We start from the raw sequence: 24,080 nt of genomic DNA on the forward strand, positions 1-24,080 counted from the left end.
GCGCCGCGGCGGGCCAGGGCGCGGGGGGAGACGCCCGCGCTCACGCGCGGCGCGCGGGGAGCCGCGGCCGGTGGCCGAGCACGGTCCCGTAGGCGACGCCGGCCACCCCCACCACCATGCCAAGGGCGCCCGCGCCGCTCACCGGCTCACCGAGGAGGACGGCGGCGAGCGCGTACTGCGCGAGCGGCGTGAGCTGCAGCCAGATCGCCGCCTCGCCGATGGAGAGCGCGCCGTACGCCTGCGTCATCAGCACCTGCGCGGCGTAGGCCGCGAGGCCCATCACCGCGGCGACGGCCCAGGCCCGCGGGTCGTGGGGCCAGCGCCCGAGCGCGAACGGCAGCGCCACCGGCAGGCCGCCGAGGCAGAAGTAGTAGAAGATCGTGGGGGCGTTGTCGGTCGCCCGCATCGTCCGGATCACCACCGCCGAGATGGCGGCGAAGAAGGCGGCGCTCACGGCGAGCGCCTCGCCCGCGCCGAGCCCGAGGTGGAGCGAGCCGTTGCCGAGGACGAGCGCCACGCCCGCCGTGGCGAGGATCAGCGCCAGCACGAGGTGGATCGTCGGGCGCTCCCCGAAGGCGCGGACGCTCATCGCGGTCGCGATCACCGGGAAGAGGTTGTAGAGCATCCCGGCCTCGCCGGCGGGGATCCGCGCGAGCGCGAGGAAGTACAGCACGACGACGATCCCGCCCGAGACGCCGCGGGTCCAGAGGAGGCGCCGGTTGTGCGGCCGGTACAGCGCGGGGCGGACGCGGAACGCGGCGAGCGAGACGAGGGCTCCGACCACGAAGCGGATCACGGTGAGCTGGCCGGCGGAGAAGGCGGCGTCGCCGCGGGAGAGCTTCCGCGCGAGCACCGCCATGAGGCCGAACGACACGGCGGAGCCGAGGAGGAGGAGGCGGGCGACGCCCCGGCCCCGCGCCGCCGCGACCTCCGCGGCGCTCGCCTCCGGGCCGGCGGCCGGCTCCGGGCCGCCGCGCGCGACCGCCGTCACGGCTCCTCCGCCGGGATCCCCGCCGCGATCCGCGCCTCGACCGAGCGCTCCTCCTTGGGCCGGTGCCCGAGGAGGCTGCCGTAGACGATCCCCACGACGCCCAGGAGCACGCCGATGACCGTCGGCCAGCCCATCCGCTCGCCGAGGGTGAGCGCCCAGAGGTAGCTCGCGATGGGCGTGAGCTGCTGCCAGAGCGCCGCCTCGGCGATCGCCAGGGCGCCGTACGCCTCCGTCATGCAGAGCTGCGCGAGGAAGGCGGAGACGCCCACGCCGAGCGCGGCGAGCCACGGGAGCGTGCCGTGCGGCCAGGGGCCGAGGCCGAAGGGGAGCGCGACGAGGAGCCCGCCGATGGAGAACGAGAAGAAGATGGTGGGCGCGTTGTCGGTCGCGCGGAGCGCGCGGATCGCGGTCACCGCCGCCCCCCCGAACACGCCGGAGACGATGCCGAGGATCTCCCCCCACCCGAGCCCGAAGGTCACCTGGCCGCCGCCCAGGACGAGGAACACGCCGGCGCTCGCGACGAGGAGCGCGATCGCGAGGTGGACGGTCGGCCGCTCGTTCAGGAGGAAGAACGAGAGCAACACCGCCCAGATCGGGAAGGTGTTGTTGAGGAGCGTCGCCTCGCCGGCGGGGATCCGCTGGATCGCGAGGAAGTACAGGAGCGCCGCGATGCCGCCGAAGAACCCGCGGGCGAAGAGCAGCCCGTACCGCGTCGGGCGGAAGGTACCCGGACGCGCCCGGAACAGGGCGACGACGAACGCGAGCCCGAGCGCGAAGCGGACGAGCGTCACCTGGCCGCCGGCCATGCCGGCGCGGGTGGCGAGCCGGACGAGGATGGCGGACAGCCCGAAGAGGACGCCGGACGCGAACAGGAGCGCGCGCGCCCGGGCCACCGTGGGCGGCGGCGCGAGCGGCCGGAGCCGGGCGGCCGCCCGGACGGCCGTCGCCCGGGCCGGCGGGGGCTCCGCGGAGGCGGCCGCGCACTGCGGCGAGACCGCTGCGGTGTCGCGGTTCGGCATGGGTCCCGCGGTGTTACCACCTTCCCGGGCCACGGGGAACGGACCCGGCGCTCCTCGGCCCCCGCGCTCGGCCGGGCGGCGCCGCGCGGCGGCGGCTGGCCAAGGCCCCCCAGGTCGATTAAGTAACGCGCCTCATGAGCGAGCCCGACACCATCACCGTGAAGGGGGCCCGCGAGCACAACCTCAAGTCCGTCACCCTCGAGATCCCGAAGAAGAAGCTCGTGGTCTTCACGGGGGTCTCCGGCTCGGGCAAGTCCTCGCTCGCCTTCGACACCCTCTACGCGGAGGGGCAGCGGCGGTACGTCGAGTCGCTCTCCAGCTACGCGCGCCAGTTCCTCGGCCAGATGGAGAAGCCGAAGTACGACACGATCCGCGGGCTGTCGCCGACGATCTCCATCGAGCAGAAGGCCGCCTCGAACAACCCGCGGTCCACCGTCGGGACCATCACCGAGGTCCACGACTATCTCCGGGTCCTGTACGCCTCGATCGGCATGCAGCACTGCCCATCGTGCGGGCGCCCGGTCGGCAAGCAGACCGCCCAGCAGATCGTCGAGGCCATCGCCGCGTACCCCGAGGGCGCGCGCATCCTCGTCCTCGCCCCGCTCGTCCAGAACCGGAAGGGCGAGTACAAGGACCTGCTCACCGACCTCTCCAAGCGCGGCTTCGCCCGCGTGCGCGTCGACGGGATGATCCACCAGCTGACGGATCGCCTCGTCCTCGACAAGAAGCTCAAGCACGACATCGAGCTGGTGGTGGACCGCCTGGTGGTGAAGGAGGGGATCCGGCCGCGCCTCACCGACTCCGTCGAGACGGCGCTCCGCGAGGGCAAGGGCACCCTCGTCGTCGCCGACGCCGACAAGGAGCAGAAGGTCGGGCCGGGGATCGATCCGGAGGAGTACAAGCGGCACGACCGCTTCTTCTCCGAGCTCAACGCGTGCCACGCGTGCGGGCTCAGCTTCGGGGAGCTCGCGCCGCAGGCGTTCTCCTTCAACTCGCCCATCGGCTCCTGCCCGGACTGCCAGGGGCTCGGCACGCGCGCCGAGATGGACACGGACCTCATCGTCCCGGACCCGACCCTCACGATCCGCCAGGGCGCGGTCGAGCCGTGGGCGAGCGGGATGGAGCGCGGCGAGGGCTGGACCTTCGAGTTCGTCGAGCACCTCTCGCGGGCGCTCAAGATCGACCTCGACACGCCGTGGGGGAAGCTCTCGAAGAAGGATCGCGACGTCGTCATGCTCGGGACGGAGGCGGCCGGGAACGGCTCGCGCTACCGGCTCGAGTTCGAGGGCGTCGTGAACCAGCTCTACCGGCGGTTCAAGTCCACCGGCTCCGAGGCGATGCGGCGTCACTACATGCGCTACTTCTCCGACAAGCCGTGCCAGACCTGCAACGGCGAGCGGCTCAAGCCGGAGAGCCGCGCGGTGCGGATCCGCGCCAAGGGCATCGTGGAGCTCTCGCGCCTCACCATCCAGGACGCGCACGCGTGGCTGGCCGGGCTCGATCTCAAGGGGAACGAGGCGAAGATCGCGGACGAGCTCCTCAAGGAGATCCGCAACCGCCTCAAGTTCCTCCTCGACGTCGGCCTCGGCTACCTCACCCTCGACCGAGCCGGCCCGTCGCTCTCCGGCGGCGAGAGCCAGCGCATCCGGCTCGCCTCGCAGATGGGCTCCGAGCTCACGGGCGTCATCTACATCCTCGACGAGCCCTCCATCGGGCTGCACCAGCGCGACAACGGCAAGCTCCTCGGCACGCTCAAGCGGCTCCGCGACGTCGGCAACTCCGTCATCGTCGTCGAGCACGACGAGGAGACGATGGACGAGGCCGACTGGATCGTCGACTTCGGCCCGGGCGCCGGCGCCCACGGCGGCGAGATCGTGTCGCAGGGCACGCCCGTCGAGGTGAAGCGCGATCCGCGCTCCCTCACGGGCGCGTACCTCTCCGGCCGGAAGGAGATCGCCGTGCCGGATCGGCGGCGCACGAACGACCACGGCGCGATCACGATCTTCGGCGCCAGGGCGAACAACCTGAAGGACGTGACCGTCTCGATCCCGCTCGGCCGGCTCGTGGCGGTGACCGGGGTGTCCGGCGCGGGCAAGTCGACGCTGGTGAACGCGATCCTCCGGCCGGCGCTGATGCGCCACCACTACGGGACGCGCGAGGTGCCGGGCAAGCACGAGCGCCTCCAGGGTGCGGAGCTGGTCGACAAGGTCATCGACATCAACCAGCAGCCCATCGGCCGGACGCCGCGCTCGAACCCCGCGACGTACACGAAGGTGTTCGACTGCATCCGCGACGTGTTCGCGCAGACCCCCGAGGCGCGCGCGTTCGGGTACCAGCCCGGCCGCTTCAGCTTCAACGTGAAGGGCGGGCGGTGCGAGGCGTGCCAGGGCGACGGCATGAAGCTCGTCGAGATGCACTTCCTCGCCGACGTCCTCGTGCCGTGCGAGGTCTGCGGCGGCAAGCGCTTCAACGAGGCGACGCTCCGGGTGACGTTCAAGGGCAAGAACATCGCCGAGGTCCTCGACCTCTCCGTGACCGAGGCCCGCGAGCTGTTCCAGAACCACCGCGAGATCGCCCGCATCCTCACGACGCTCGAGGACGTCGGGCTCGGCTACATCAAGCTCGGCCAGCCCTCCCCCACCCTGTCCGGCGGCGAGGCCCAGCGCATCAAGCTGTCCCGCGAGCTCGCGCGCGTCGGCACCGGGAAGACGCTCTACATCCTCGACGAGCCGACCACCGGCCTGCACTTCGAGGACGTGAACCGGCTCCTGCAGGTGCTCGATCGGCTCGTCGACGCCGGCAACTCCGTCGTCGTGATCGAGCACAACCTCGACGTCATCAAGTGCGCGGACTGGGTCCTGGACCTCGGCCCGGAGGGCGGCGACGAGGGCGGGAAGGTGATCGCCGAGGGCACGCCGGAGGAGGTGGCCGCCGTGAAGGAGAGCTACACCGGCCACTACCTCGCCCGCGTGCTCGCCGCGCACGAGAAGCGGCGCAAGCTCGCGCCGCGCGCGAGCGGCGGCGGGCTCGGGCGCGCCGAGGCCGTGTAGCGAGCGCCTCGGCTCCGGGCCGGGGGCGGCGCGTCACGCCGCAGCCCCCCCGCGTCCCCGGGACGGTCCAGCACGCGAAGTGCATCGACACCGCCGCGCTCCACGTGGCAACCTCGGTCCGCGCCGGCGCGGCCGGCGCCTTTCGCGGAGCGGGGAATGACCGAGCAGAGCGCGCAGTGGTGGTACGAGAACGAGGGGCAGCCGGCCGGGCCGATCTCGGCGGCCATGCTCCACGGGCTCATCCAGTCCGGCCAGGTCCGGCCGACCGCCCGCGTCTGGCGGGCGGGGATGGCGGGGTGGGAGCAGGTCGCGAACGTCCCCGAGCTGGCGGCGCTCGTCGCGCCGGAGCCCCCACCGATGGCGCCGCCGCCGATGTCTCCACCGGGCGCGGGCGCCGAGGCGGGCGGGTTCCAGGGCGCGGCCCGGACGGCGGACCCGTCCGCCGCGACGGGGCCCTTCTCCGCGCCGGTCGAGAACGGCCGCGCCGCGGAGCCGCAGCCCGCCTTCGGCCCGGCCGGCGGCGCCCAGCCCACCTACCCCGCCCCGCAGCGGACGGCGCCGCAGCAGGCCTACCCGCAGCCGCGCGGACCGCTCGTCTTCGAAGAGATCTCGGTCGCGGGCGCGATCCTGCTGAGCATCGTGACGTTCGGGATCTACGGGCTCGTGAAGTTCTACCAGACGGGCATGGGCTACGAGCGGCTCGCCGGGCGCGAGAGCCGCTTCGCGACCTTCTTCTGGCTCGTCGTCGGCCTCGGCTTCGGCGCCCCCTTCGTGAACTTCGTGGCGGCGCCGGTCGGGTTCCTGCTCTCGATCGGAGGCCTCGTCTGCGCCGTGCTCGCGCTGTTCGAGGCGCTGAGCCTCCGGGACGAGGGGCTGCGCCGGTACCAGCTGAGCGTACCCGTGACGAGCGACTCGACGCACAAGGTGCTCTTCATCGTCGGCGCCGTGCTGAGCCCCATCGTCCTCGGGCTCATCCTGCTCGCGGTGCAGGCGGTGAAGTGGTTCGAGGACTGGAACCAGATCGTGCGCGGCCTCGGGCCCCGGCGGTTCTAGGGCGAGCGCGGCCGGCCGCGGTCCGGGCGGCGCTCCGCGCGGGGCGCCGCCCGCCTCGTCTCCACCCCCGCTCCGGGCGGACCCCCGGGCGCGTTGCGGCGGCAGCCAGGCGGGCCGAGGTTACGGGGGATGGCGCCCCGGAGCCTCGCGCGCAAGCTCGCGCTCGCCGCCGCGGCCGTGGCCGGTGCGCTCGTCGTCCTGGTCGCGGTCCTCGTCCTGCTGGTGGACTCGGGCGCGGTCACGCGCCGCGTCGTCGATCTCGTCGTGCCGCGCGCGTCGCGCGCCCTCGGTCGCGAGGTCACGATCCGCGACGCGCGCCTCTCGCTCTTCCCGGACGCCCGCGTGGGACTCGCCGGCCTCGCGGTCGCCGGGCGCCCGGGAGAGCCTGCGCTCGTGGAGGCCGATTCCCTGGATGTCGAGGTGGGGCTCTGGCCCCTCCTCACGTCCCTCGGGAAGGACGTGGACGTCCGCTCCATCACCCTCGTGCGCCCCACGGTGAACCTCGTCCGCGCGGCGGACGGGACCTGGAGCTCCGAGGGGCTGGGATCGCCGACGGACCAGGCGCAGCCGCCCCCGGCGGAGGAGCCGGGCGGGAGCCGCGCGCGGATCGCCATCCGGAGCGTGCGGGTGGAGAAGGCGGCGTTCCGGATGCTCGACCGGGGCGCGGCGGCGCCCCCCGCCGTCGCGGTGAAGGACCTCGACCTCGACGCGAGCGGCGTCGGCGCCGGGCTGCCTGCCTCGGTGCGCGTCGCCGCGGCGGTGGGCGGCGACGTCCAGGACGTGCACGCGGAGCTGTCGATCGCGAAGCTCCCGGACGCCGTGCCCCTGCGACCGCAGGACTGGCCGGTCGTGTCGGGATCCCTCCGCGTCGGCGCGCTCGCGCTCGAGCGGCTCCGCGGCCTCCTCCCCGGCGCGCTCGGCGCGATCGTGCGCGGCGGCAAGGTCTCGCTCGACGCGCGCGTCGCGACCGTCGAGGGCCGCTACCGGGTCGAGGGCTCGGGCGACGTGAGGGACCTGCTGCTCCGCGGCCAGCCCGCCGCCGGCCACTTCCGCGCCGCGGCCCAGCTCGCGCCCGGGCGGCCCGGGGCCGGCAAGGTCGAGGTGACGGACCTCGCGCTCCGCGGCCCGGGCGTCGATCTCGGCGGTCACGCCGCGGTGGACCTCTCGCCGCTTCGCGCCTGGTTCGTCGTCACCGGACCGCTGCTCGACCTCGACGCCGTGATGGGGCTCCTCCCGCCCGGCGAGAAGGACGCCCAGGCCGCGCCGAAGGGCGGTCCGCTCCTCCCCGAGTCGATGCGCAGGGAGGTCGCCGCGGCGCAGGTCCGGGGCACCGTCGCGGTCGGGACGCTGCGCGCCGGCCGCCTGCAGGCGACCGACGTGCGCGGCCAGGTGCGGCTCCAGGGCGGCGACCTCGTGCTCGACCAGCTGCAGGCGGCGGTGTTCGGCGGCCGGGTCGTGGCGGACGGGACGCGCGTCGCGCTGACGGAGGCGCAGCCGAGCTGGAAGCTCGCCGCCCGGCTCTCGGACGTCGACGTCGGCGCGGCGACGAAGGCCTTCTCGGGCGCGTCGCCGGTCGTGGGGAAGGTGGACGGGACGCTCGAGGTCGCCGGGGTCGGCACGGAGTGGTCGAAGGTGCGGGAGGCGGTGAACGGGCTCGCCCAGCTCGCGCTCCGCGACGGCGCGCTGACGACGACGGACATGGGCGACGCGGTGCTCGGCGCGGTGGCCTCCGGGCTCCGCGCCGCCGGGAAGGGCGGCGCGGCCGGGAAGGTGGGCGGCGCCCGGGGCGGGCGGACCGAGCTCCGCGACCTCGCGGGCAGCTTCACCGTGAAGGACGGGTTCCTCGCGGCGCGGTCGCCGCTCACGTTCCAGGCGCCGTTCGGGGGAGTGTCGCTCGACGGCCGGATCGGCCTCGACGGCCGGCTCGACCTCACCGGCACGACGTCGGTGCCGCGGAGCGCGCTCGCGGGCGTCGCCGGCGGGCTCCCGCTGCCGCCGACGCTGTCCGTCCCGCTCGGAGTGAAGGGGACCCTCGAGCAGCCGGCGCTGGCGGTGGAGGCGGACGCCGCGGTCGCGGCGCTCGCGAAGGGCGGCGCCGAGCAGGCGACGGGCGCGGTGCGCGGCAAGGCCGAGCGCGCGGGACGCCGCGCGCTCGGCGACGTGCTGAAGGGGCTCGGGGGGAAGCGTTAGTCCTGGGCTACCACTCCGTCGCACCGCGAGGCGCCGGCTCCGCGGGAGGAACGCGCAGCGGGGTGAGCTCGAAGTTGTGGTCGGGCTTGTAGCCCATGATCCAGAGGAACGGGAAGAAGACGAGGACGCCGCCGATGCAGGCGCCGACGTCGAAGGACTCGTTCCGCTGGATCACACCGTCGAACGGCTGGTAGCCGTCGAGCACGAGCCGCACGTACGTCGTCGAGCCGACGATCTTCGTGTCGCTCATCACGAGCGGCGTCCGGCCGGCCATCTCGCCGTTCAGGTACACCTTCGCGCCCGGCGGCTCGGAGCGGATGATGGTGCTCGAGGCGCAGCCGGAGGCGACGAGGAGCGCCGTCGCGGCGGCGATGGCGCGCAGGGTCGGAGTTCTCATCGTGGCGGTTCCCTCCCCGTTCATGCGGGTCCGCCCGAGGAGATCACGTCGCCCCCTCGCGAGCAAGGGCCGCGTTGACGGACCGCGTCCCTCGGTGTAGCAGACGGTGTGCGCCTCGCCGCGTCGTTCCTCGCGCTCGCCGTGGCCGCGGCCGCGCGGCCGTCGCGCGGCGCGGAGCCGGAGCGGCCGCCGGAGGCGGCGCGGCTCCTCCTCTCCGGGTACGCGCTCCTCTCCCGGCTCGATGGCCCGCGCTGCCCGCACCGGCCCTCGTGTGCGGCGTACGCGCGGGAGGCCGTGACGCGCCACGGCCTGGTGCTCGGCGGGTTCATCGGCGTCTCGCGGCTCCTCCGCGGAGAGCGGTCCTCGGCGCTCCGGCTCCTGCCGCGAGCGGCGGACGGAGGCATCCTGGATCCGCTCGAGGAGGCGACGTTCTTCCTCGAGGCCCCCCCTCGATCCGAGGCCACCGCCGCCCCGAACCCCGACCCGAGCGCGAACCCGCCACCCGTTTCCGTGGCCCGCGTCCCGTGGCCCGCGGGCGCAGGCCCGCTACCGCCGACCCTGACCGCGCCGTCGACCTCGACGTCGACCCCGACCGCCGCGACCGACGCGCTCGGGTTCGCCGACTGGCTCTACGCCCGCGGCGATCTCGACCGTGCCGCCGGGGAATACGAGCGCTACCTGTTCCTCGCCCCGGGCAGCGCCGACGCCGGGCGCGCCGAGCTCCAGGCGGCGCGCGCGCTCGCCGGAGCCGGGAAGACCGACGCCGCCGCCTCGGCGCTCCGCGCCGTCGTCGCGCGCGCCGCGGATCCCGCCCGGCGCGACGCGGCGCTGTTCGAGCTCGGCCGGATCCGGTTCGCCGCGGGCGATGCGGCCCGGGCGGCGCCCGCGCTCGCCGCGTACGCCGAGGGCGATCCGCGGGGCGGCCCGGGCGCCGGCCGTGCGCGCCTCCTCCTCGCGCTGGCGCTCCTGCGCACGGGAGATCTCGCCGGCGCGGACCGCGCGCTCGAGGCCGCGCGCACCGACGCCTCCCTCGCGCCGGCGGCCGACGACCTCCGCCGCGCGGCCGCCGAGGTGGCCGACGCCCCGCACCGGAGCCCGCTCGCGGCCGGCCTCCTGTCCGCGGCGGTCCCAGGCCTCGGCCACGCCTACGCCGGCGATCCGGGCGCCGGCGCGGCCGCCCTCGCGCTGAACGGCCTGTTCCTCTGGGCGACGATGGAGGCGTTCCGGAAGGGGCAGCCCGCGCTCGGCATCGTCCTCGCCGGTGCGGAGTCGCTCTGGTACGGCGGCGCGATCTTCGGCGCGGTCTCGGAGGCGATGCGGTTCAACCGCGACGCGCAGGCGCTCGCGGTGAAGCGCGTCGAGGACCGGTTCCGGTGGGTGATCGACGTTGCGCCGGTGCCGGGGGGTGCGACGGCGGGGGTGACGGGGAGTTTCTGAGGGCGCTTCGCGGTACCGTTTACCGTTCCCGTTCCCGTTACCGTTCCCGGTCCCGTCACCGTGACCCGCCTCCCGTGTCCCCTGGCCCGATCGACGTGCCCGTGACCGGCCCCGCGGGTCACGGGTCACGGGCCACGGGCCACGGGCCACGGGACTCGGGTCACGGGAACGGAGAAGCCGGTGACGGTAACGGTAACGGTAACGGAGAACGGGCCTCCCGTTACCTGAAGACGGCTTCATACCCCCGCTCGATCACCTTCATCACCCCGGTCCGGATGTCGAGGAGCGCCGCGTGCACCGGCATCTGGCGCGGCAGGTACGGCGTCCGGCGGATGGCCTCGGCGGTCTCGAGCGCCGCCTTCTCCACGTCGGGGATGAGCCCGAAGAACCGGCCCGGATCGCCGGGGATCGCCGCCTCGGTCACGCCCCGGGCACGCATCACGCGCCGGAGCTCGTCGTCGGAGACCCGCGTCACGCCGCAGTCGGTGTGCGGGAGGACGAGCACCTCCTGGCAGTCGTTCACGTAGATGCTCGCGGCGAGCGCGCGGAGCATCTCCGACCCCGGCGCGATGTGAGCACCCGGGACGCGGATGACGACGGCGTGGCCGCGGTCGACCCCGATCGCGTCGGGGAAGAAGTGCGTGAGCCGCGGGTCGACGCAGGTGACGATGCAGAGGTGCCGGTTCGCGATGAACGAGCCGGGGTCGGCGTCGGGGTGGAACGCCTTCTGGTTCGCTTCGAGGAGCTCGTCGAGGAGGGCCATGGTCGGTCCTTTCCGGCGGGCGTCGCGCGGGAGGGCTCGACAGGGTAGGACAGGGTGCGCGCAGCCGCAACGCCCGGATGGATGGGCGGCGGCGATCCTGGGGCCGCCGGCGACCGCCGCGAGGCGTGGCGTCCATGGAGCACGGACGACGACGGCCGCCCCTGTCCGGAGCGGCCGCCGGTTCGCGGTCGACGTCTCACGCTCGGGGCCGAAGCCCGAGGTCCGGGGCCACTACGTCTTCTTCGGCTCCTCCTTCTTCGCGCCGGCCTTCTGCGCGGAGCAGTGGGGGCACGCGCACTTCTCGCCGCACTTGCACTCCTTGCCGGCGCCGGCGCAGGCGCAGGCCGCCTTGTCCGCGGGCTTCTTGTCGGCGTCGGCGACCTTGTGGTGCGGGCAGTTCTTGCAGTCCTCGCACGCGAAGACCGGCTGCGCGGCGAGGAACGAGACCGCGGCGAAAGCTGCGAACAGGAACTTCGTCATGGGGGCTCTCCTCGAGGGCTTCACGTGGACCGCACGCGCGGCCGACGGTGGGTACGGGCGAGCCTACGGACCTGGCTCGAGCAGTGTCAAGCGAGCGGATGCCCCACCCAGGGTCGACGCGCCGCCCGATCGTGGAACGCGGCGCGGCTTGGAGCCCCGGCACGCGCCTGTGGATTCACCCTCTGCGCGCGGATAGATTGCCCGGCGATGCCGAACGTCGATCCCGACCGCCTGCTCACGCTCCTCCGCGACCCCAACGTCGAGAGCCAGGAGATCGCCGCCGCGACCGGCGCGCCGCGCGAGGAGGTGGGCCGCGCAGCACGCCTCCTCCTCGGGATCTCCCGCGCCAAGCCCGAGGAGATCGCCACCCTCCCCGCCCCGCTCGCCGCCGCCATCGCCCGCGCCGCGCTCGGCGCCGGCCGCGCCGACGTGCTCGCGGCCCTCGCCGTCCACCCCGGCAAGGAGGTCGCGAAGGAGGCGAAGCGGGCGCTGCACGTCCTGAAGAGCCGCGGCGTCGCCGTCCCGGAGCCGCCGAGGCCCGCCGCGCCGGCCCCGACGATGACGCCCGAGGCCCCCCTCCCTGCCTATGCGTCGGCCATCGACGGCCACGGCGAGCGCGCGATCTGGCTGCCTCGTTCCCTGCCCGGCAAGGGCGTGGAGGTCGCGCAGGCCGTGATCTCGGACGAGCGTGGCCTGCTCGAGCTGCAGCTCGGGACGCTCGGCCGGAAGGAGTGGCGGACCTTCGCGAAGGACGTCCTCGTCCGCGGCGCGGCGATGGGCGTCGGCGAGATCGACCGCAGCCGCGCGCACGCGCTCGTCGCGGCGGCGCGGGCGCGGAACGAGACCACCGGCCAGCGCGTGCCGGACGGCGCGGACCTGTGGCTGTCGCAGCTCGGCCCCGCGGCCGCGGTCCCGGATCCGGCCACGCGGTTCCCCGCCCTCCCCGGCGACGAGGAGCGCGACGCGGTCGCGAGCGGAGCGAAGCTGCACGACCTCCCCCTCCTGCGCGGCTGGCTCGCCGACGAGACCTACCTGCGCCAGGTCGCGGCGAAGCTCGACGAGGTCGCGGTCTCGCCCCTGTACCTCGACGAGCGGCAGCGCGCCGAGCAGATGGCGCGCGTCGTCTCGGACGCGGTCGCGGCCTACTTCGACCCGGCCCGGCGCGCGGTGCTCGCGTCGCGGCTGTTCGCGGTCGCCGAGCACCTCGAGGACCGCGGCGACCCGGCCCACGCGCGGGTCGCGGCGGCGACGGGCCGGGCGCTGGCGGGCGGGGCGCCTCCCGAGGCGATCCCGTTCGCCCGCCTCCTCGTGGAGAAGGCGTTCCCGTCGGTGCCGGAGCCGCCGCGGGGCGCCGCCCCCGCGGATGCCCTGCCGCCGGGCGAGCCGCTGATCGTGCCGCCGCGATGACCGCGGGATGGTTCCCGTACCGCTGCGCGCGCCGTCGCGCGCCCCCGGTCCGAATTGACCGTCCTGCCGCCGTGCGCTAGGTCTCCCCTCGTGCCGGAGCCGAAGGGCCCTTCTCCCACCGTGGACGTCGTGATCCTCCTGCCGGGGGACCGCGTGGTGCTCGTCCGGCGGAAGTACCCTCCGCCCGGCTGGGCGCTGCCCGGGGGCTTCGTCGACGTCGGCGAGACGGTCGAGGCCGCCGCGGTCCGGGAGGCACGCGAGGAGACCGGGCTCGAGGTCACGCTCGAGCACCTGCTCTGGGTGTACTCCGATCCGCGCCGCGACCCGCGCCGGCACACGCTCTCGGCGGTGTTCATCGGGCGCGCGGCGGGGGAGCCGAAGGGCGCCGACGACGCGGACGAGGCGCGCGCCTTCGCCTGGGGGGCGCTCCCGTCCCCCCTCGCGTTCGATCACGCCGAGATCCTCGGGGACGCGCGGCGGTTCCTCCTCACCGGCACGCGAAGGCGCCCATGACGCCGCTGTCGCCGACCGACCGCGCCGCGCTCCTCGGCATCGCCCGCGGCGCCATCCTCTCCCACCTCGGGATCGCCCCCGCGCCGGCGCTGCCGGAGAGGGGCCCGCTCGCCGAGCCGCGCGGCGCGTTCGTGACGGTGAGCGTCCGGGGCGAGCTCCGGGGGTGCATCGGCACGCTCCGCCCGACCGACGCGCTCGCCCGCACCGTCGCGCGCATGGCGGTGTCCGCGGCGACGGAGGACCCGCGCTTCGTGCCGCTCTCGTCCGCCGACGTGCCCGAGCTCGGCCTCGCCGTGTCGGTGCTCGGCGAGCCGTTCCGGCTCGCGGAGCCGCGCGCGGTGAAGGTCGGCGCGCACGGCCTCGTCGTGCGGAAGGGCTGGCACCGCGGCGTCCTCCTCCCGAAGGTCGCGGCGCGCGAGGGCTGGGACGTGGAGACCTTCCTGAAGCACGTGTGCCTGAAGGCCGGCCTCCCCGCCCGCGCCTGGCAGGAGCCGGACACCGAGCTCGACGCCTTCGAGGCGGACGAGTTCGGCGAGGAGCCCACCTAGAGTGACCACCCCGCTCGCGATCGTCGCCGCCGTCCTCGCCATCTCGCTCCTCATCATCATCCACGAGGCGGGGCACCACCTCGCCGCGCGCGCCTTCGGCATGCGGGTGGAGCGCTTCAGCGTCGGCTTCGGCCCGGTGCTGCTCCGGACGCGCCGCAGCGGGACCGAGTTCGCGCTGTCCGCGCTGCCGTTCGGCGGCTACGTGAAGATCGCCGGGATGGCCCCGGGCGAGGACGTCCCCGAGACGGACGCGGGCGCGTTCGCGAACCACCCGGCCTGGCGCCGGTTCCTCGTGATCCTCGCCGGGCCGGCGATGAACTACGTCGCTGCGATCGCGATCGCCGCGGCGTGCCTCGTCTCCGTCGGCCTGCCGGACGGCGATCCGTCGGCGCGCATCGGAGCGCTCACGCCGGGGATGCCGGCGGAGAAGGCAGGGCTCGCGCCCGGGGATCGGATCGTGTCGGTCGACGGCACGCCCGTCGCGACCTGGCTCGAGCTGGTGGGCCAGCTGCAGCGACGGCCGGGGCGCACCTTCCCCCTCGAGATCGAGCGCGGGGAGGGGGCGGCGGCGCAGCGGCTCACCATCCCGATCACGCCGGTGGACCAGAGCGGGATCGGCCGCGTCGGCTTCCGCCAGCACCAGATCCTCGCCCGGAGCACGTCGCTCGGCGCCCTCCACGAGGCGTTCGACCGCACGAACGGCAACATCGCGCTTCAGCTCAAGGGCTTCGGCGCGATGTTCTCGGGCGCGCAGAAGCCGGACGTCACCGGGCCGGTCGGGATCGGGAAGGACCTGGTCAGGAGCGCGCACGAGGGCAAGCCGGCGTTCCTGAGCCTCGTCTGGACGATCTCGGTCGTGCTCGCGATCTTGAATCTCTTCCCGATTCCGGCACTCGATGGCGGCCGCCTGGTGTTCCTCGCCTACGAGATCGTGACGCGTCGCCGCGCCAACGCGAAGCTCGAAGGTGTCGTGAATCTCGTCGGCGCGGTCGCCCTGTTCGCGCTGATCCTCGGCGTGACGCTGTTCAAGGACATCCTCGGTCGCTGACCCTTTCCCGGGTCCAGTTGCACCCCGGACGCGACGGGGGGATACTCCGCCGGCGAAGGGGGGACGTCATGGCCGTCTTCCGCTGCTCCGGCTGCGGCGCGGTGAACCGTACACAGATCGACAGCGCGCCTCCGCAGGCGTGCTACCGCTGCCGGCGCCCCCTCGACACGTCCGGACGTCCGCAGGCGGTCGACGCTGCCGCGCTCGTCACCACCATCCGATCGTCGCCCGCCCCCGTGCTCGTGGACTTCGCTGGGCGCGACGTGGTGATGCCCATCGTGGACGGCCTCGCGCGCGCCCGCGCCGGGGAGCTCGTCGTGCTGCGCGTGGATCCCGGCGAGGAGCCGGCCGCCGCGCAGGCGTACGCGATCCGCGTCACGCCCACGCTCGTCCTGTTCCAGGACGGCAGCGAGGTCGCGCGGCGGTGCGACGTCCCCGGCCCGATCGACATGCGGACCTGGGTCGAGCAGGCGTCCGTCGCGCGGTAGCGGGGCTCCCGACGAGCCGTGCTCGGCGGGGAGGGGCGCAGCCCCCTTCCCATCATGGTTAGAATCCGTCCGATGCCCGTCCAGATCCTGTACTTCGCTGCGGCCCGCGACGCGGCCGGCACGAGCCGCGAGACGCTCGACGCCGTGCCGGCCACCGTCGCCGAGCTCCGCCGCGCCCTCGTCGAGCGCCACCCCGGCCTCGCTCGCGTCCTGCCGCGCTGCCGCATCGCGGTCGACGAGGAGTTCGCCGACGACTCGGCCCCGCTCCGCGACGGCGCGGAGGTCGCGCTCGTGCCGCCGGTCGCCGGCGGCGCGCCGCTCTTCTCCGTCGTGGACCGGCCGCTCGTGCTCGCGGAGGTGATCGAGGCCGTCTCCGGGCCAGGGCTCGGCGGCATCGTGACGTTCACCGGGACGGTGCGCTCCGACACGCGCGGCCGCCGCGTGCTGCGGCTCGAGTACGAGGCTTACCGACCGATGGCGGAGAAGAAGCTCGCCGAGATCGGCGAGGCGGTCGGGCGCGAGCACGGCGCGCGCGTCGCCATCGTCCACCGGGTCGGCGTCCTCGCGCCCGGAGAGGCCGCGGTCGTCATCGCCTGTGCAGCGCCGCACCGGACGCCCGCGTTCCGCGCCTGCGAGGCGTGCATCGAGCAGCTCAAGAAGGACGTGCCGATCTGGAAGCGGGAGGTCTTCGAGGACGGGACGGAGTGGGTGGGGCTGGGGCCGTAGCGCCCGCGCGCGTGGTATCCTCGCGCTCCTCCGGGGGTATGGGCGTGAAGGTCCTCATCGCAGACGACGACCGCCTCGTGCGCACGATGGTCGCCGACCTGCTCGGCGAGCTCGGACACGCCGTCGTCGCCGCCGCGAACGGGGTCGAGGCGGTGGAGCTCGCGGCCCGCGAGGCGCCGGACGTCCTCATCCTCGACTTCCTGATGCCGCGGCTCTCCGGCCTGGACGCGCTCCGGCAGGTGCGCGCCGCGGGCGTGACCGCGCCGGCGGTGCTCCTCACCGCCATCAGCGACGGGAGCCTCCGCGCGGTGGAGGGCGCGGACGCCGTCGAGATCCTCCTCGAGAAGCCGGTGACGCGGCGGTCGCTGGAGCGGGCGCTGTCCAGGGCGGCGCGGGCGCGATGAGGGTCTGGCGCACGCTCCTCGCCGTCGTGCTCGTCGCGAGCGCGGCGCCCACGGTCCTCCTCGGCGTCCTCGTCGTCCGCGATCGCGGCGGCGTCGATGCGCCGGTGATCGCCGCCGCGCTGGCCTCGGCCGCCCTCGCCGCGGGCCTCTCGGCGATCGCGGCCCGGCGCATCACCCGGCCCATCGCGGAGTGCGTGCGCGGCGCCCTCGAGATCGCGCGCGGGCGCTTCGGCCACCAGGTCCGGGTGTTCGCGCGGAACGAGATCGGCGACCTCGCCTACACCTTCAATCACATGTCGCGGCAGCTCGAGAGCTACGACGCCGAGAACCACCGGCTCATCGCCGCGCTGGAGCGCGGCTACCTCGAGACGATCCGCAGCCTCGCGTCCGCCATCGACGCGAAGGACCCGTACACGCGCGGCCACGCCGACCGCGTCGCCGCGCTCGCCGTGGAGATCGGGCGCGAGCTGGGGCTCCCCGCCGAGGCGCTCTCCGCGCTCGAGTACGCCGGGATCCTCCACGACGTGGGCAAGATCGGGATCCCCGACGCGATCCTCGCGAAGAAGACGCCGCTCTCCTCGGACGAGATGGCCCTCGTGCGCGGCCACCCGCGGATCGGCGCCGAGATCGTGGGCGGGGTCGCGTTCCTCGCCGCCGCGGTCCCCGCGATCCGCAGCCACCACGAGCGGTGGGACGGCGCCGGGTATCCGGACCAGCTCGCGGGCGAGGCGATCCCGCTCGTCGCGCGGATCGTGAGCGCCGCCGACGTCTGGGACGCGTGCACCTCCGACCGGCCGTACCAGAAGGCGCTCGGCCCCGCCGACGCCGCGGCGGTGGTCGGGACCCTGCGCGGCACCCAGCTCGATCCGTCCGTGCACGACGCGCTCCTCGCGGTCCTCGAGCGGCGCGGGCTCCTCCGGGCGGCGACGACCGCCGCCTGAGCCCTCGGGCCGCACCGGCCAGAGGGGGCCCGTGTGGGCGTTCGGCCCCTTGCCAGGCGCCCCGTTTGGAACGACACTCCCGCACATGGTCAAGGGGGTCGGCAAGCTCCGGACGCTCGCGCTCGCGAGCGCCCTCGCCGCGGGGATCGCCCGGGCGGACAGTCCCGCCGCCCGCGGGTTCGATCCGGATCCGGCGCGGCTCGCGCTGTCGGTCGACGGCGGGTTCGTCGTCGAGACCGCGGCGGCCGCGCCGGAGGGCTCGAAGGGCGCCGCCCTCGTGCTCGACTATGCGGAGGGGCTGCTCGCGCTCCGCCTCGGCAGCGAGACCGATCAGCTCGTCCAGTCCCGTCTCACCGCGAACGTCCTCGCGTCCTGGTCGTTCGGGCGGCTCGAGGTGGGCGTGCACCTCCCCATCGCGATGCACCAGGGCTCCGACCTCTCGCTCCTCACCCGCCAGGGCGTCACGGGGCCGCTCGCGGATCCCGTCGCCGCGACCGCGCTGGGCGACCTCCGCGTCGGCGCGAAGCTCCCGCTGCTCGAGGAGGGGCCGATGCCCGTCGGGCTGGCCGCGCTCCTCGAGCTCCGCGCGCCGACCGGCGACAAGCAGGCCTTCACCTCCGACGGCGCGATGGCCGTCCCTGGCGTCGTCGCGACGCGGCACCTCGGCGCGTGGCGGCTGGACGGGCAGCTCGGCTATGCGATCCGCGCCCCCGGCCAGTACGCGCAGCTCGTCGTGCACGACGGCCTCGTCTACGGCGTCGGCGCGTCCGTCGAGCTGCCTCCCCTGTCCGCGGTGAAGCGCTGGAAGGCGATCCTCGAGCTCTCCGGCGGGTTGCCGCGGGGCGACAACGCGCAGACGGAGCGCTATCGCGCGCCGCTCTCGGCGCTGGGCGGCGTCCGCGCGTGGCTGTGGCGCGGGCTCGCCGTCGAGGCGGGCGGCGGGACCGGCATCGGCGACGCGGGCTACGGCCGCGAGTCCTGGCGCGTCTTCGCGGGCGTCCGCTGGTCCGAGGGCGAGGTGGTCGGGCCGCCGGACGCGGACTGGGACCGGGACGGCGTGCCGAACGCGCAGGACCTCTGCCCGCGGCAGCCCGGCACCCCCGAGCTGGACGGCTGCCAGGACCGCGACGGCGACGGGATCCCGGATCCGCAGGACAAGTGTCCGGACGAGCCCGGCCCGGCAGAGAACAACGGGTGCCCGGTGAAGGACGACGAGCCGCTCGTCGAGATCCAGACGGAGCACCTGTCGCTCAAGGACTCGATCCACTTCGACACGGGCCTCGACACGATCAAGCCGGAGTCGAGCCGGATCCTCGACGCCATCGCGGCGCTCCTGAACCAGCACCCCGAGCTGAAGCGGATCCAGGTCGAGGGCCACACCGACAACGTCGGCGCCAGGACCTACAACCAGGACCTCTCGCAGCGCCGCGCCCAGTCGGTCGTCCGGGCGCTCGTCCAGCGCAGCGTGACCAAGGAGCGGCTCGGGGCGCGCGGCTACGGCTTCGAGAAGCCCATCGCCGACAACGGCACCGCGCTCGGCCGGGCGAAGAACCGGCGGGTCGAGTTCACGATCCTGTCCGAGCAGTAGCCGGCGCTCACGCGAGCCACGGCGCGAGGCCGGCCGCGTCGTCCACCAGGACGGCCGCGCCGGCCCGCACGAGCGCCTCGCGCGCGCCGAGGCCCCACGTCACCGCGACGACGGAGACGCCCGCCGCCCGCGCCGTCGCGACGTCCACCGCGCTGTCGCCGACGAACACGGTCTCCGCGGGCGACGCCCCCACCCGGGCGCGGATCGCGTGCACGCCCGCGGGGTCCGGCTTTCGCGGCGCCTCGTCCCCGCCCACGACCACCGTGAACCGCTCCAGGACGCCGAGCCCGGCGAGGATCTTCCGGGCGAGCGCGCCCGGCTTGTTCGTGTGGACCGCGAGCACGCGGCCGGCCCCGTCGAGCAACGCGGAGATCCCGGGATAGAGCCGCGTCCTGTCGAGGCAGTGATCCTCGTAGTGCTTCCACCAGGCGGCAAGCGCAGGCTCGAGCCGGCCCGCGTGCGGCGCGACCGAGCGCTCGAGCAGGACGCGCGCGCCCTCGCCCACGAACGACCGGATCTCCGGGATGCCGCGCTCCGGCAGGCCCACGGCGCGGAGCGCGTGGTTCACCGAGGTGGCGAGGTCGTCGACCGAGTCGACGAGCGTTCCGTCGAGATCGAGGATGGCGAGGCGGGGCATGGGAGGGGGGAGTGTAACCGGGACGACGCTTCCGTGGGCGCCCGCTCCCCCTCGTGCCCGTGCCCGTCAACGTGCCCGGGCTGCTGCACCAGGATCTGCCGACGTGGATCGGGTGCCACGTCCGCGCGTGCTGCGGACGCCCCGCCGTGCGGCGGCGTCCGATCTCCGCACGTCGGTCTGCGAGCTACCCGAAGAGCCGGTACGACCCGACCACCGTGAGCTGCTCGGCGACGGGCGGGCTCGCGACCCAGGCCTTCAAGCGCTCCTGGAACTCCCTGAATGCCGGCAGCGCCGGGAGGGGGTTCTCGGTTCCCTCCTCAACCTGCAGCAGGGCCAGGAACGTCTCCCCGTCGGGAAGCATCGACGAGGCATACCGGACGTTGGCCGGCCGCGCGCGCTCGATGGCCGCGAACAGCCGCTGGACCGTGGCCTCCACGTCCACCACGTGCTCCGGCTTCACCCTCGAACGCACCATCAGGATCTTCATGGAAGAGGTCTCCTCGTGTCGCTAGATGCGGGTTGGTCTCGCCGAGGCGGCCTCCGCGGTCGTTCCTCGTCACACCGGGCTCGCCTCGTTCGTCACGCAGAAGACGGAACGGGACCAAGGAACGTGACCGATGAAAGAAGACGAGGCTCTGGCCGGGTGGTTCGAGGCCCACCGCGCGCACCTCCGCGCGGTGGCTTACCGGATGCTCGGATCGCTGAACGAGGCCGAGGACGCCGTCCAGGAAGTCTGGATCCGCTTCTCCGGCGCCGACACGAACGGCGTGAGCAACCTCCGCGGGTGGCTCACCACCGCGGTCGCCCGCGTATGCCTCGACATGCTCAGGTCGCGCCGATCCCGGCGGGAGGAGCTGGTCGGCGTCCGCCTGCCCGAGCCGATCGTGAGCGATGCGGGCGGCCCCGATCCCGAGACCGAGGCGCTGCTGGCGGGCTCGGTCGGGCTCGCGCTCCTCGTGGTGCTCGACTCCCTCGCGCCCGCGGAGCGGCTCGCTTTCGTGCTCCATGACATGTTCGGCGTCCCGTTCCAGGAAATCGCGCGGGTGGTCGGCCGTTCACCGGAGGCGGCCCGGCAGCTCGCGAGCCGGGCGCGCCGCCGGGTCCGTGGCGCCGCGCCGAGCCCCGACCCCGATCTCTCCCGGCAGCGGGAGATCGTCGATGCGTTCCTCGCCGCGGCGCGCGGAGGAGACTTCGACGCGCTGCTCCGGATCCTGGATCCGGACGTCGTCCTCAGGGCGGACCGCGGCCCCGCCGCGCCGGGCGGGACGATCGTGATCCGCGGCGCGCGGGCGGCGGCCCACCAGTCGATCCACGCCGCCCGGGCCGCCAGCGAGACCCGGGCCGCGCTCGTGAACGGCGCTGCGGGCCTCGTCTCGTTCGATGAGGAAGGGCAGCCCTTCTCGGTCCTGGGGTTCACGGTCGCGCACGGGAAGATCGTCGAGATCGACGTGCTCGCCGATCCCGAGCGGCTCCGCGCGCTCGACTTGAAGATCCCCGAGTGACGCGACGACGACGGCGCCAGCCGCGTCCGGACCATGGGTCCGCGGCGCGCGGCGCCGCTCGCGCGCCGAGTCCCCGTCGTGCCGAGGGCGACCGAGCGCGCACGCCGGGCGCGTCCGTCACGTTTCCTTCGGCTCGCTCGTCATCGTTGCGACGAACCCACCGGTCGAGATCGTCGATCTCGCACACACCGAAAGCTCACCCATGCTCGCCCACGACTCGAACCCGCATCCACGGGATCCCGCGGCGTCATCCCCCGCCGTCCCCACCGGCCACCGGCTCGGCGCCGCGGCTTGGGCCGCTCGCGCCCTCTACTGGACGTCCACGCTGATCGTCGCCTACGAGATGATCGCCGGGGGGTTCTGGGACCTCCTCCGCATCGAGTACGTCCGCGTCGTGATGGAGCACCTCGGGTATCCCCTCTACGTGCTGCTCATCATCGGCGTCTGGAAGATCCCCTGCGGCGCCGTGCTCCTCCTCCCGCGGTTCCTGCGCGTCAAGGAGTGGGCGTACACGGGCGCCCTGCTCAACTACGCAGGCGCCGCCGCGTCCCACATCCTCGTCGGAGATCGTGTCGGCAAGTGGGTCGCGCCGCTCGTGTTCGCCGCCTTCACCGTCACGTCGTGGTCGCTCCGGCCGCCCGAGCGGCGGCTCGCCACCGGCGCCGCGCCGCCGCCGCCGCCGCGGGCGACCTGGGTCGTCTCCATCGGCCTGTTCGCGGCGCTCGTGGTCGTGTCGCTGATGACGCTCCCCGCGGGACCGCCGCCCCCCTGAGCCGCCACCGCCAGTGGCGGGTGACTGCGCCCGGGCCGTGGGGCTCCCCTGCCTCGCGGGCCGGTCTCCTCCATGCACGCCCTCCGGAGCGGATTCCGGCGGGGACGTCCGCCAGGAGCTGTCGGCCGCCCTCAACGGGAACGCCATCTCCCGCGTGACGCTACACGCGAGCGAGGCAACGTTGCTGCGATGCCCGCGCCAGGCTCTGTGGGGCTGGAGGGCGTCCGCCAACGAGGTGCGCCGCGCCTCAACTCAAGACGGGAGGGTGCAACTCCAAGTCGAGATTCAGAGCGGAGACGTGATCGGAGTCGGCGTCGGGCCACGGTCCACGGTCCACGGTCCACGGGAAGCGGGAGGCGGGCACGGGGACGGGCACGTTCACGGGCACCGGCACGGGCACGGAATCGCGGTCTCGTTCGGCTCCCCGTCGGCCCGTCGCCGAAAACTCGATCCCCCCGCCCCCGCGTGCTTACCTGCGTCCATGCTGCGCCTCGTCCTGAAGCTCCTCCTCGCGGCCGCCGCGCTGTGGGCGATCTTCGCGTTCGTGCCGTTCGGCGGGCGGACGCTGGCGGATCGGTGGAGGGCGTCCCGGTCGCCGTCGGAGTTCGTGGAGCGGACCTGGGCCGAGATGAAGGGCGTCCCGGAGAAGCCCGCGGCGAAGGCCCGCCCGCCCGCCCGCTCGCAGGCGCGCGCGCAGGGTCCGGCCGCCCGGGACCGCACGGGCGATCGGCCGAGCGAGGGTCACACCGACGCGGACCGCCGCGCGGTGGATCGCATCGTCACCGAGCACCTCTCCGAGCCGCGCTGAGCCCCGGGCGCGCCACGCCCGCCCGCACCGCCGCCGCTTGGCGGGTGCGCCTTCTTGCGCGGCGCCGCGCAGGGTTCGCACCTTCCCTCCGGGACCCGCGACGGGCGGCGGGCGGGAGGGGCGGGCATGCCAGCAGGGCCAGGGTGGGCGATCCTTCTCGCGGTCCAGCTGGGCGCAGCACCCGCGGTCGCGCCGCGACCGCTCTACAGCGAGGTGCGAGCCCCGCCCGAGGCGCCCGCGTCCGCCGGGTCCGGGCTCCCCGAGCTCTCGAGGCTCGCGGAGGCGGCGATCCCGGCGGTGGTGGGCGTGCTCACGTCGCAGACGGCGCCGCAGGGCACGGACGACTCGCTCAAGGATCTCTTCGACAAGCTGCACGACGGGCCGCGCAAGGGGATCGGCAGCGGGTTCATCATCCACCGCGACGGGTGGATCCTCACGAACGCGCACGTCGTGGAGGGTGCCGACGGCGTGGAGGTGGACCTCGGCGGCGGGGCGAAGCTCCCGGCCCGCGTCGTGGGGATGGACGGCGAGTCCGACGTGGCCCTGCTGAAGGTGAACCCGCCGCGGCCCCTCCCGATCGTGCCGCTCGGCGACTCCGACCGGATCGTCGTCGCGGAGTGGGTGATGGTGATCGGCAGCCCGTTCGGCCTCGATCACTCGGTCACGCTCGGCATCGTGAGCCACACCGGGCGCTCGGACATCTCGCCCGTCGGCCGGCCGGGGACCTACGACTTCATCCAGACCGACGCGTCCATCAACCCCGGCAACTCGGGCGGCCCGCTGCTCAACCTCCGCGGCGAGGTCATCGGGATCGCGACGGCGGTGAACGCGACGGGCCAGGGGATCGGGTTCGCGATCCCGATCAACATGGCGAAGGAGATCGTCGGGCAGCTCAAGGAGCGCGGGCGCGTGGTCCGGAGCTGGCTCGGCGTGTCGGTGAAGGAGGCGCCGACGGATCCGGGCATCCCCACGTCGGGCGTCCAGATCACGGAGCTCGCGCCCAACGGGCCGGCGGCGAGCGCCGGGCTCAAGGTCGGCGACGTGATCACGTCCGTGCAGGGGCACGAGATCCGCTCGCCCGCCCGGCTGCGCTGGTACGTGTCGACCGCCGGCGTCGGGCACGAGGTGGAGCTCCGGCTCAAGCGCGGCGGGGACGTCGAGGAGCACGTCGTCAAGGTGCCGCTCGCGGAGGTGCCCGCCCAGGAGCAGGCGCGGGCGCAGGCGCGCGAGCTCCTCGGCGAATAGGGTGCGCTCCCGTCCCCGCGGGAAATCCGGCGTGCCGCCGGGAGGTTCGGTATTGCCATCGCGGCGCGGGTCT

Annotated in this window: 24 protein-coding genes; 17 read left to right on the forward strand and 7 right to left on the reverse strand. The window is 74.5% G+C overall.

The features are described from left to right. Positions 1-40: 40 nt before the first annotated feature. On the reverse strand, positions 41-991 hold the full coding sequence (locus tag AMOR_RS04960) for a DMT family transporter (RefSeq protein ID WP_248359067.1): 951 nt from the start codon (positions 989-991) through the stop codon (positions 41-43). Beyond that, positions 988-2,010, reverse strand: coding sequence for a DMT family transporter (locus AMOR_RS04965; protein ID WP_248359070.1), 1,023 nt, complete (start codon positions 2,008-2,010; stop codon positions 988-990). Before AMOR_RS04965 ends, AMOR_RS04960 begins: the two co-directional genes overlap by 4 nt. Positions 2,011-2,144: 134 nt before the next feature. Here AMOR_RS04965 and uvrA point away from each other — a divergent pair, with 134 nt between their 5' ends. The 3 genes from uvrA to AMOR_RS04980 all read left to right on the forward strand — a co-directional run bounded on the left by uvrA (position 2,145) and on the right by AMOR_RS04980 (position 8,303). Beyond that, positions 2,145-5,060, forward strand: a complete 2,916-nt coding sequence (gene uvrA / locus AMOR_RS04970) for an excinuclease ABC subunit UvrA (protein WP_248359073.1) — start codon at positions 2,145-2,147, stop codon at positions 5,058-5,060. A 156-nt stretch (positions 5,061-5,216) separates the two neighbouring features. Then, positions 5,217-6,113 (forward strand): GYF domain-containing protein, encoded by an 897-nt coding sequence (locus AMOR_RS04975; RefSeq protein ID WP_248359075.1) that lies wholly within the window; start codon positions 5,217-5,219, stop codon positions 6,111-6,113. A gap of 129 nt (positions 6,114-6,242) precedes the next feature. Further along, a complete protein-coding gene (locus AMOR_RS04980) occupies positions 6,243-8,303 on the forward strand; it encodes an AsmA family protein (RefSeq protein ID WP_248359077.1) in 2,061 nt (686 codons plus the stop codon). Between the two features lie 7 nt (positions 8,304-8,310). Here the strand turns inward: AMOR_RS04980 and AMOR_RS04985 are convergent, their stop codons facing one another. Next, positions 8,311-8,700 carry a PEGA domain-containing protein gene (locus AMOR_RS04985; protein ID WP_248359079.1) on the reverse strand — a complete coding sequence of 130 codons (390 nt, stop codon included), beginning with the start codon at positions 8,698-8,700 and terminating at the stop codon, positions 8,311-8,313. Between the two features lie 108 nt (positions 8,701-8,808). On the opposite strand from AMOR_RS04985, the gene yidD reads away from it, so the two are divergent. Then, a complete protein-coding gene (gene yidD, locus AMOR_RS04990) occupies positions 8,809-10,137 on the forward strand; it encodes a membrane protein insertion efficiency factor YidD (protein WP_248359081.1) in 1,329 nt (442 codons plus the stop codon). A 220-nt stretch (positions 10,138-10,357) separates the two neighbouring features. Here the strand turns inward: yidD and AMOR_RS04995 are convergent, their stop codons facing one another. Both AMOR_RS04995 and AMOR_RS05000 read right to left on the reverse strand, forming a co-directional pair. Further along, positions 10,358-10,900 carry a beta-class carbonic anhydrase gene (locus tag AMOR_RS04995; RefSeq protein ID WP_248359083.1) on the reverse strand — a complete coding sequence of 181 codons (543 nt, stop codon included), beginning with the start codon at positions 10,898-10,900 and terminating at the stop codon, positions 10,358-10,360. Positions 10,901-11,131: 231 nt separating this feature from the next. After that, positions 11,132-11,380 (reverse strand): hypothetical protein, encoded by a 249-nt coding sequence (locus tag AMOR_RS05000; RefSeq protein WP_248359085.1) that lies wholly within the window; start codon positions 11,378-11,380, stop codon positions 11,132-11,134. A gap of 207 nt (positions 11,381-11,587) precedes the next feature. On the opposite strand from AMOR_RS05000, the gene AMOR_RS05005 reads away from it, so the two are divergent. The 9 genes from AMOR_RS05005 to AMOR_RS05045 all read left to right on the forward strand — a co-directional run bounded on the left by AMOR_RS05005 (position 11,588) and on the right by AMOR_RS05045 (position 19,043). Then, the gene (locus tag AMOR_RS05005) at positions 11,588-12,787 is read left to right on the forward strand and encodes a hypothetical protein (protein ID WP_248359087.1); all 1,200 of its coding nucleotides are present in this window, start codon (positions 11,588-11,590) and stop codon (positions 12,785-12,787) included. Between the two features lie 90 nt (positions 12,788-12,877). Next, entirely contained in the window at positions 12,878-13,300 is a 423-nt protein-coding gene (locus AMOR_RS05010) for an NUDIX domain-containing protein (RefSeq protein ID WP_248359088.1), read from the forward strand. Beyond that, positions 13,297-13,848 carry an AmmeMemoRadiSam system protein A gene (amrA, locus tag AMOR_RS05015; protein ID WP_248359089.1) on the forward strand — a complete coding sequence of 184 codons (552 nt, stop codon included), beginning with the start codon at positions 13,297-13,299 and terminating at the stop codon, positions 13,846-13,848. Before AMOR_RS05010 ends, amrA begins: the two co-directional genes overlap by 4 nt. A 1-nt stretch (position 13,849) precedes the next feature. Next, entirely contained in the window at positions 13,850-14,896 is a 1,047-nt protein-coding gene (locus tag AMOR_RS05020) for a M50 family metallopeptidase (RefSeq protein ID WP_248359091.1), read from the forward strand. Positions 14,897-14,964: 68 nt separating this feature from the next. Beyond that, positions 14,965-15,384 carry a thioredoxin family protein gene (locus AMOR_RS05025; RefSeq protein ID WP_248359093.1) on the forward strand — a complete coding sequence of 140 codons (420 nt, stop codon included), beginning with the start codon at positions 14,965-14,967 and terminating at the stop codon, positions 15,382-15,384. 72 nt (positions 15,385-15,456) lie between these two features. Next, complete coding sequence (gene moaD / locus AMOR_RS05030; protein ID WP_248359095.1) at positions 15,457-16,110, forward strand: molybdopterin converting factor subunit 1; 654 nt, start codon at positions 15,457-15,459, stop codon at positions 16,108-16,110. A 38-nt stretch (positions 16,111-16,148) separates the two neighbouring features. After that, positions 16,149-16,514 (forward strand): response regulator transcription factor, encoded by a 366-nt coding sequence (locus AMOR_RS05035; protein WP_248359097.1) that lies wholly within the window; start codon positions 16,149-16,151, stop codon positions 16,512-16,514. Beyond that, complete coding sequence (locus AMOR_RS05040) at positions 16,511-17,455, forward strand: HD-GYP domain-containing protein (RefSeq protein ID WP_248359099.1); 945 nt, start codon at positions 16,511-16,513, stop codon at positions 17,453-17,455. Before AMOR_RS05035 ends, AMOR_RS05040 begins: the two co-directional genes overlap by 4 nt. An 85-nt stretch (positions 17,456-17,540) precedes the next feature. Further along, positions 17,541-19,043: an OmpA family protein gene (locus tag AMOR_RS05045; RefSeq protein ID WP_248359102.1), complete on the forward strand. Its 1,503-nt coding sequence runs from the start codon at positions 17,541-17,543 to the stop codon at positions 19,041-19,043. 7 nt (positions 19,044-19,050) lie between these two features. On the opposite strand, the gene AMOR_RS05050 is transcribed toward AMOR_RS05045, so the two are convergent. Together AMOR_RS05050 and AMOR_RS05055 are read right to left on the reverse strand one after the other, a co-directional pair. Continuing rightward, positions 19,051-19,680: an HAD family hydrolase gene (locus AMOR_RS05050; RefSeq protein ID WP_248359105.1), complete on the reverse strand. Its 630-nt coding sequence runs from the start codon at positions 19,678-19,680 to the stop codon at positions 19,051-19,053. Between the two features lie 184 nt (positions 19,681-19,864). Next, positions 19,865-20,167: a hypothetical protein gene (locus tag AMOR_RS05055; protein ID WP_248359108.1), complete on the reverse strand. Its 303-nt coding sequence runs from the start codon at positions 20,165-20,167 to the stop codon at positions 19,865-19,867. A 130-nt stretch (positions 20,168-20,297) separates the two neighbouring features. Here AMOR_RS05055 and sigJ point away from each other — a divergent pair, with 130 nt between their 5' ends. The 4 genes from sigJ to AMOR_RS05075 all read left to right on the forward strand — a co-directional run bounded on the left by sigJ (position 20,298) and on the right by AMOR_RS05075 (position 24,007). Next, positions 20,298-21,182, forward strand: coding sequence for an RNA polymerase sigma factor SigJ (sigJ, locus tag AMOR_RS05060; RefSeq protein WP_248359111.1), 885 nt, complete (start codon positions 20,298-20,300; stop codon positions 21,180-21,182). Between the two features lie 202 nt (positions 21,183-21,384). Beyond that, a complete protein-coding gene (locus AMOR_RS05065) occupies positions 21,385-21,954 on the forward strand; it encodes a DoxX family protein (RefSeq protein ID WP_248359115.1) in 570 nt (189 codons plus the stop codon). Between the two features lie 481 nt (positions 21,955-22,435). Then, a complete protein-coding gene (locus AMOR_RS05070; protein WP_248359118.1) occupies positions 22,436-22,762 on the forward strand; it encodes a hypothetical protein in 327 nt (108 codons plus the stop codon). Between the two features lie 126 nt (positions 22,763-22,888). Beyond that, positions 22,889-24,007: a S1C family serine protease gene (locus AMOR_RS05075; RefSeq protein ID WP_248359121.1), complete on the forward strand. Its 1,119-nt coding sequence runs from the start codon at positions 22,889-22,891 to the stop codon at positions 24,005-24,007. Positions 24,008-24,080: the final 73 nt, after the last annotated feature.

The sequence above is a fragment of the Anaeromyxobacter oryzae genome (genome assembly GCF_023169945.1).
In the GTDB taxonomy this organism is placed as follows: Bacteria; Myxococcota; Myxococcia; order Myxococcales; family Anaeromyxobacteraceae; genus Anaeromyxobacter; species Anaeromyxobacter oryzae.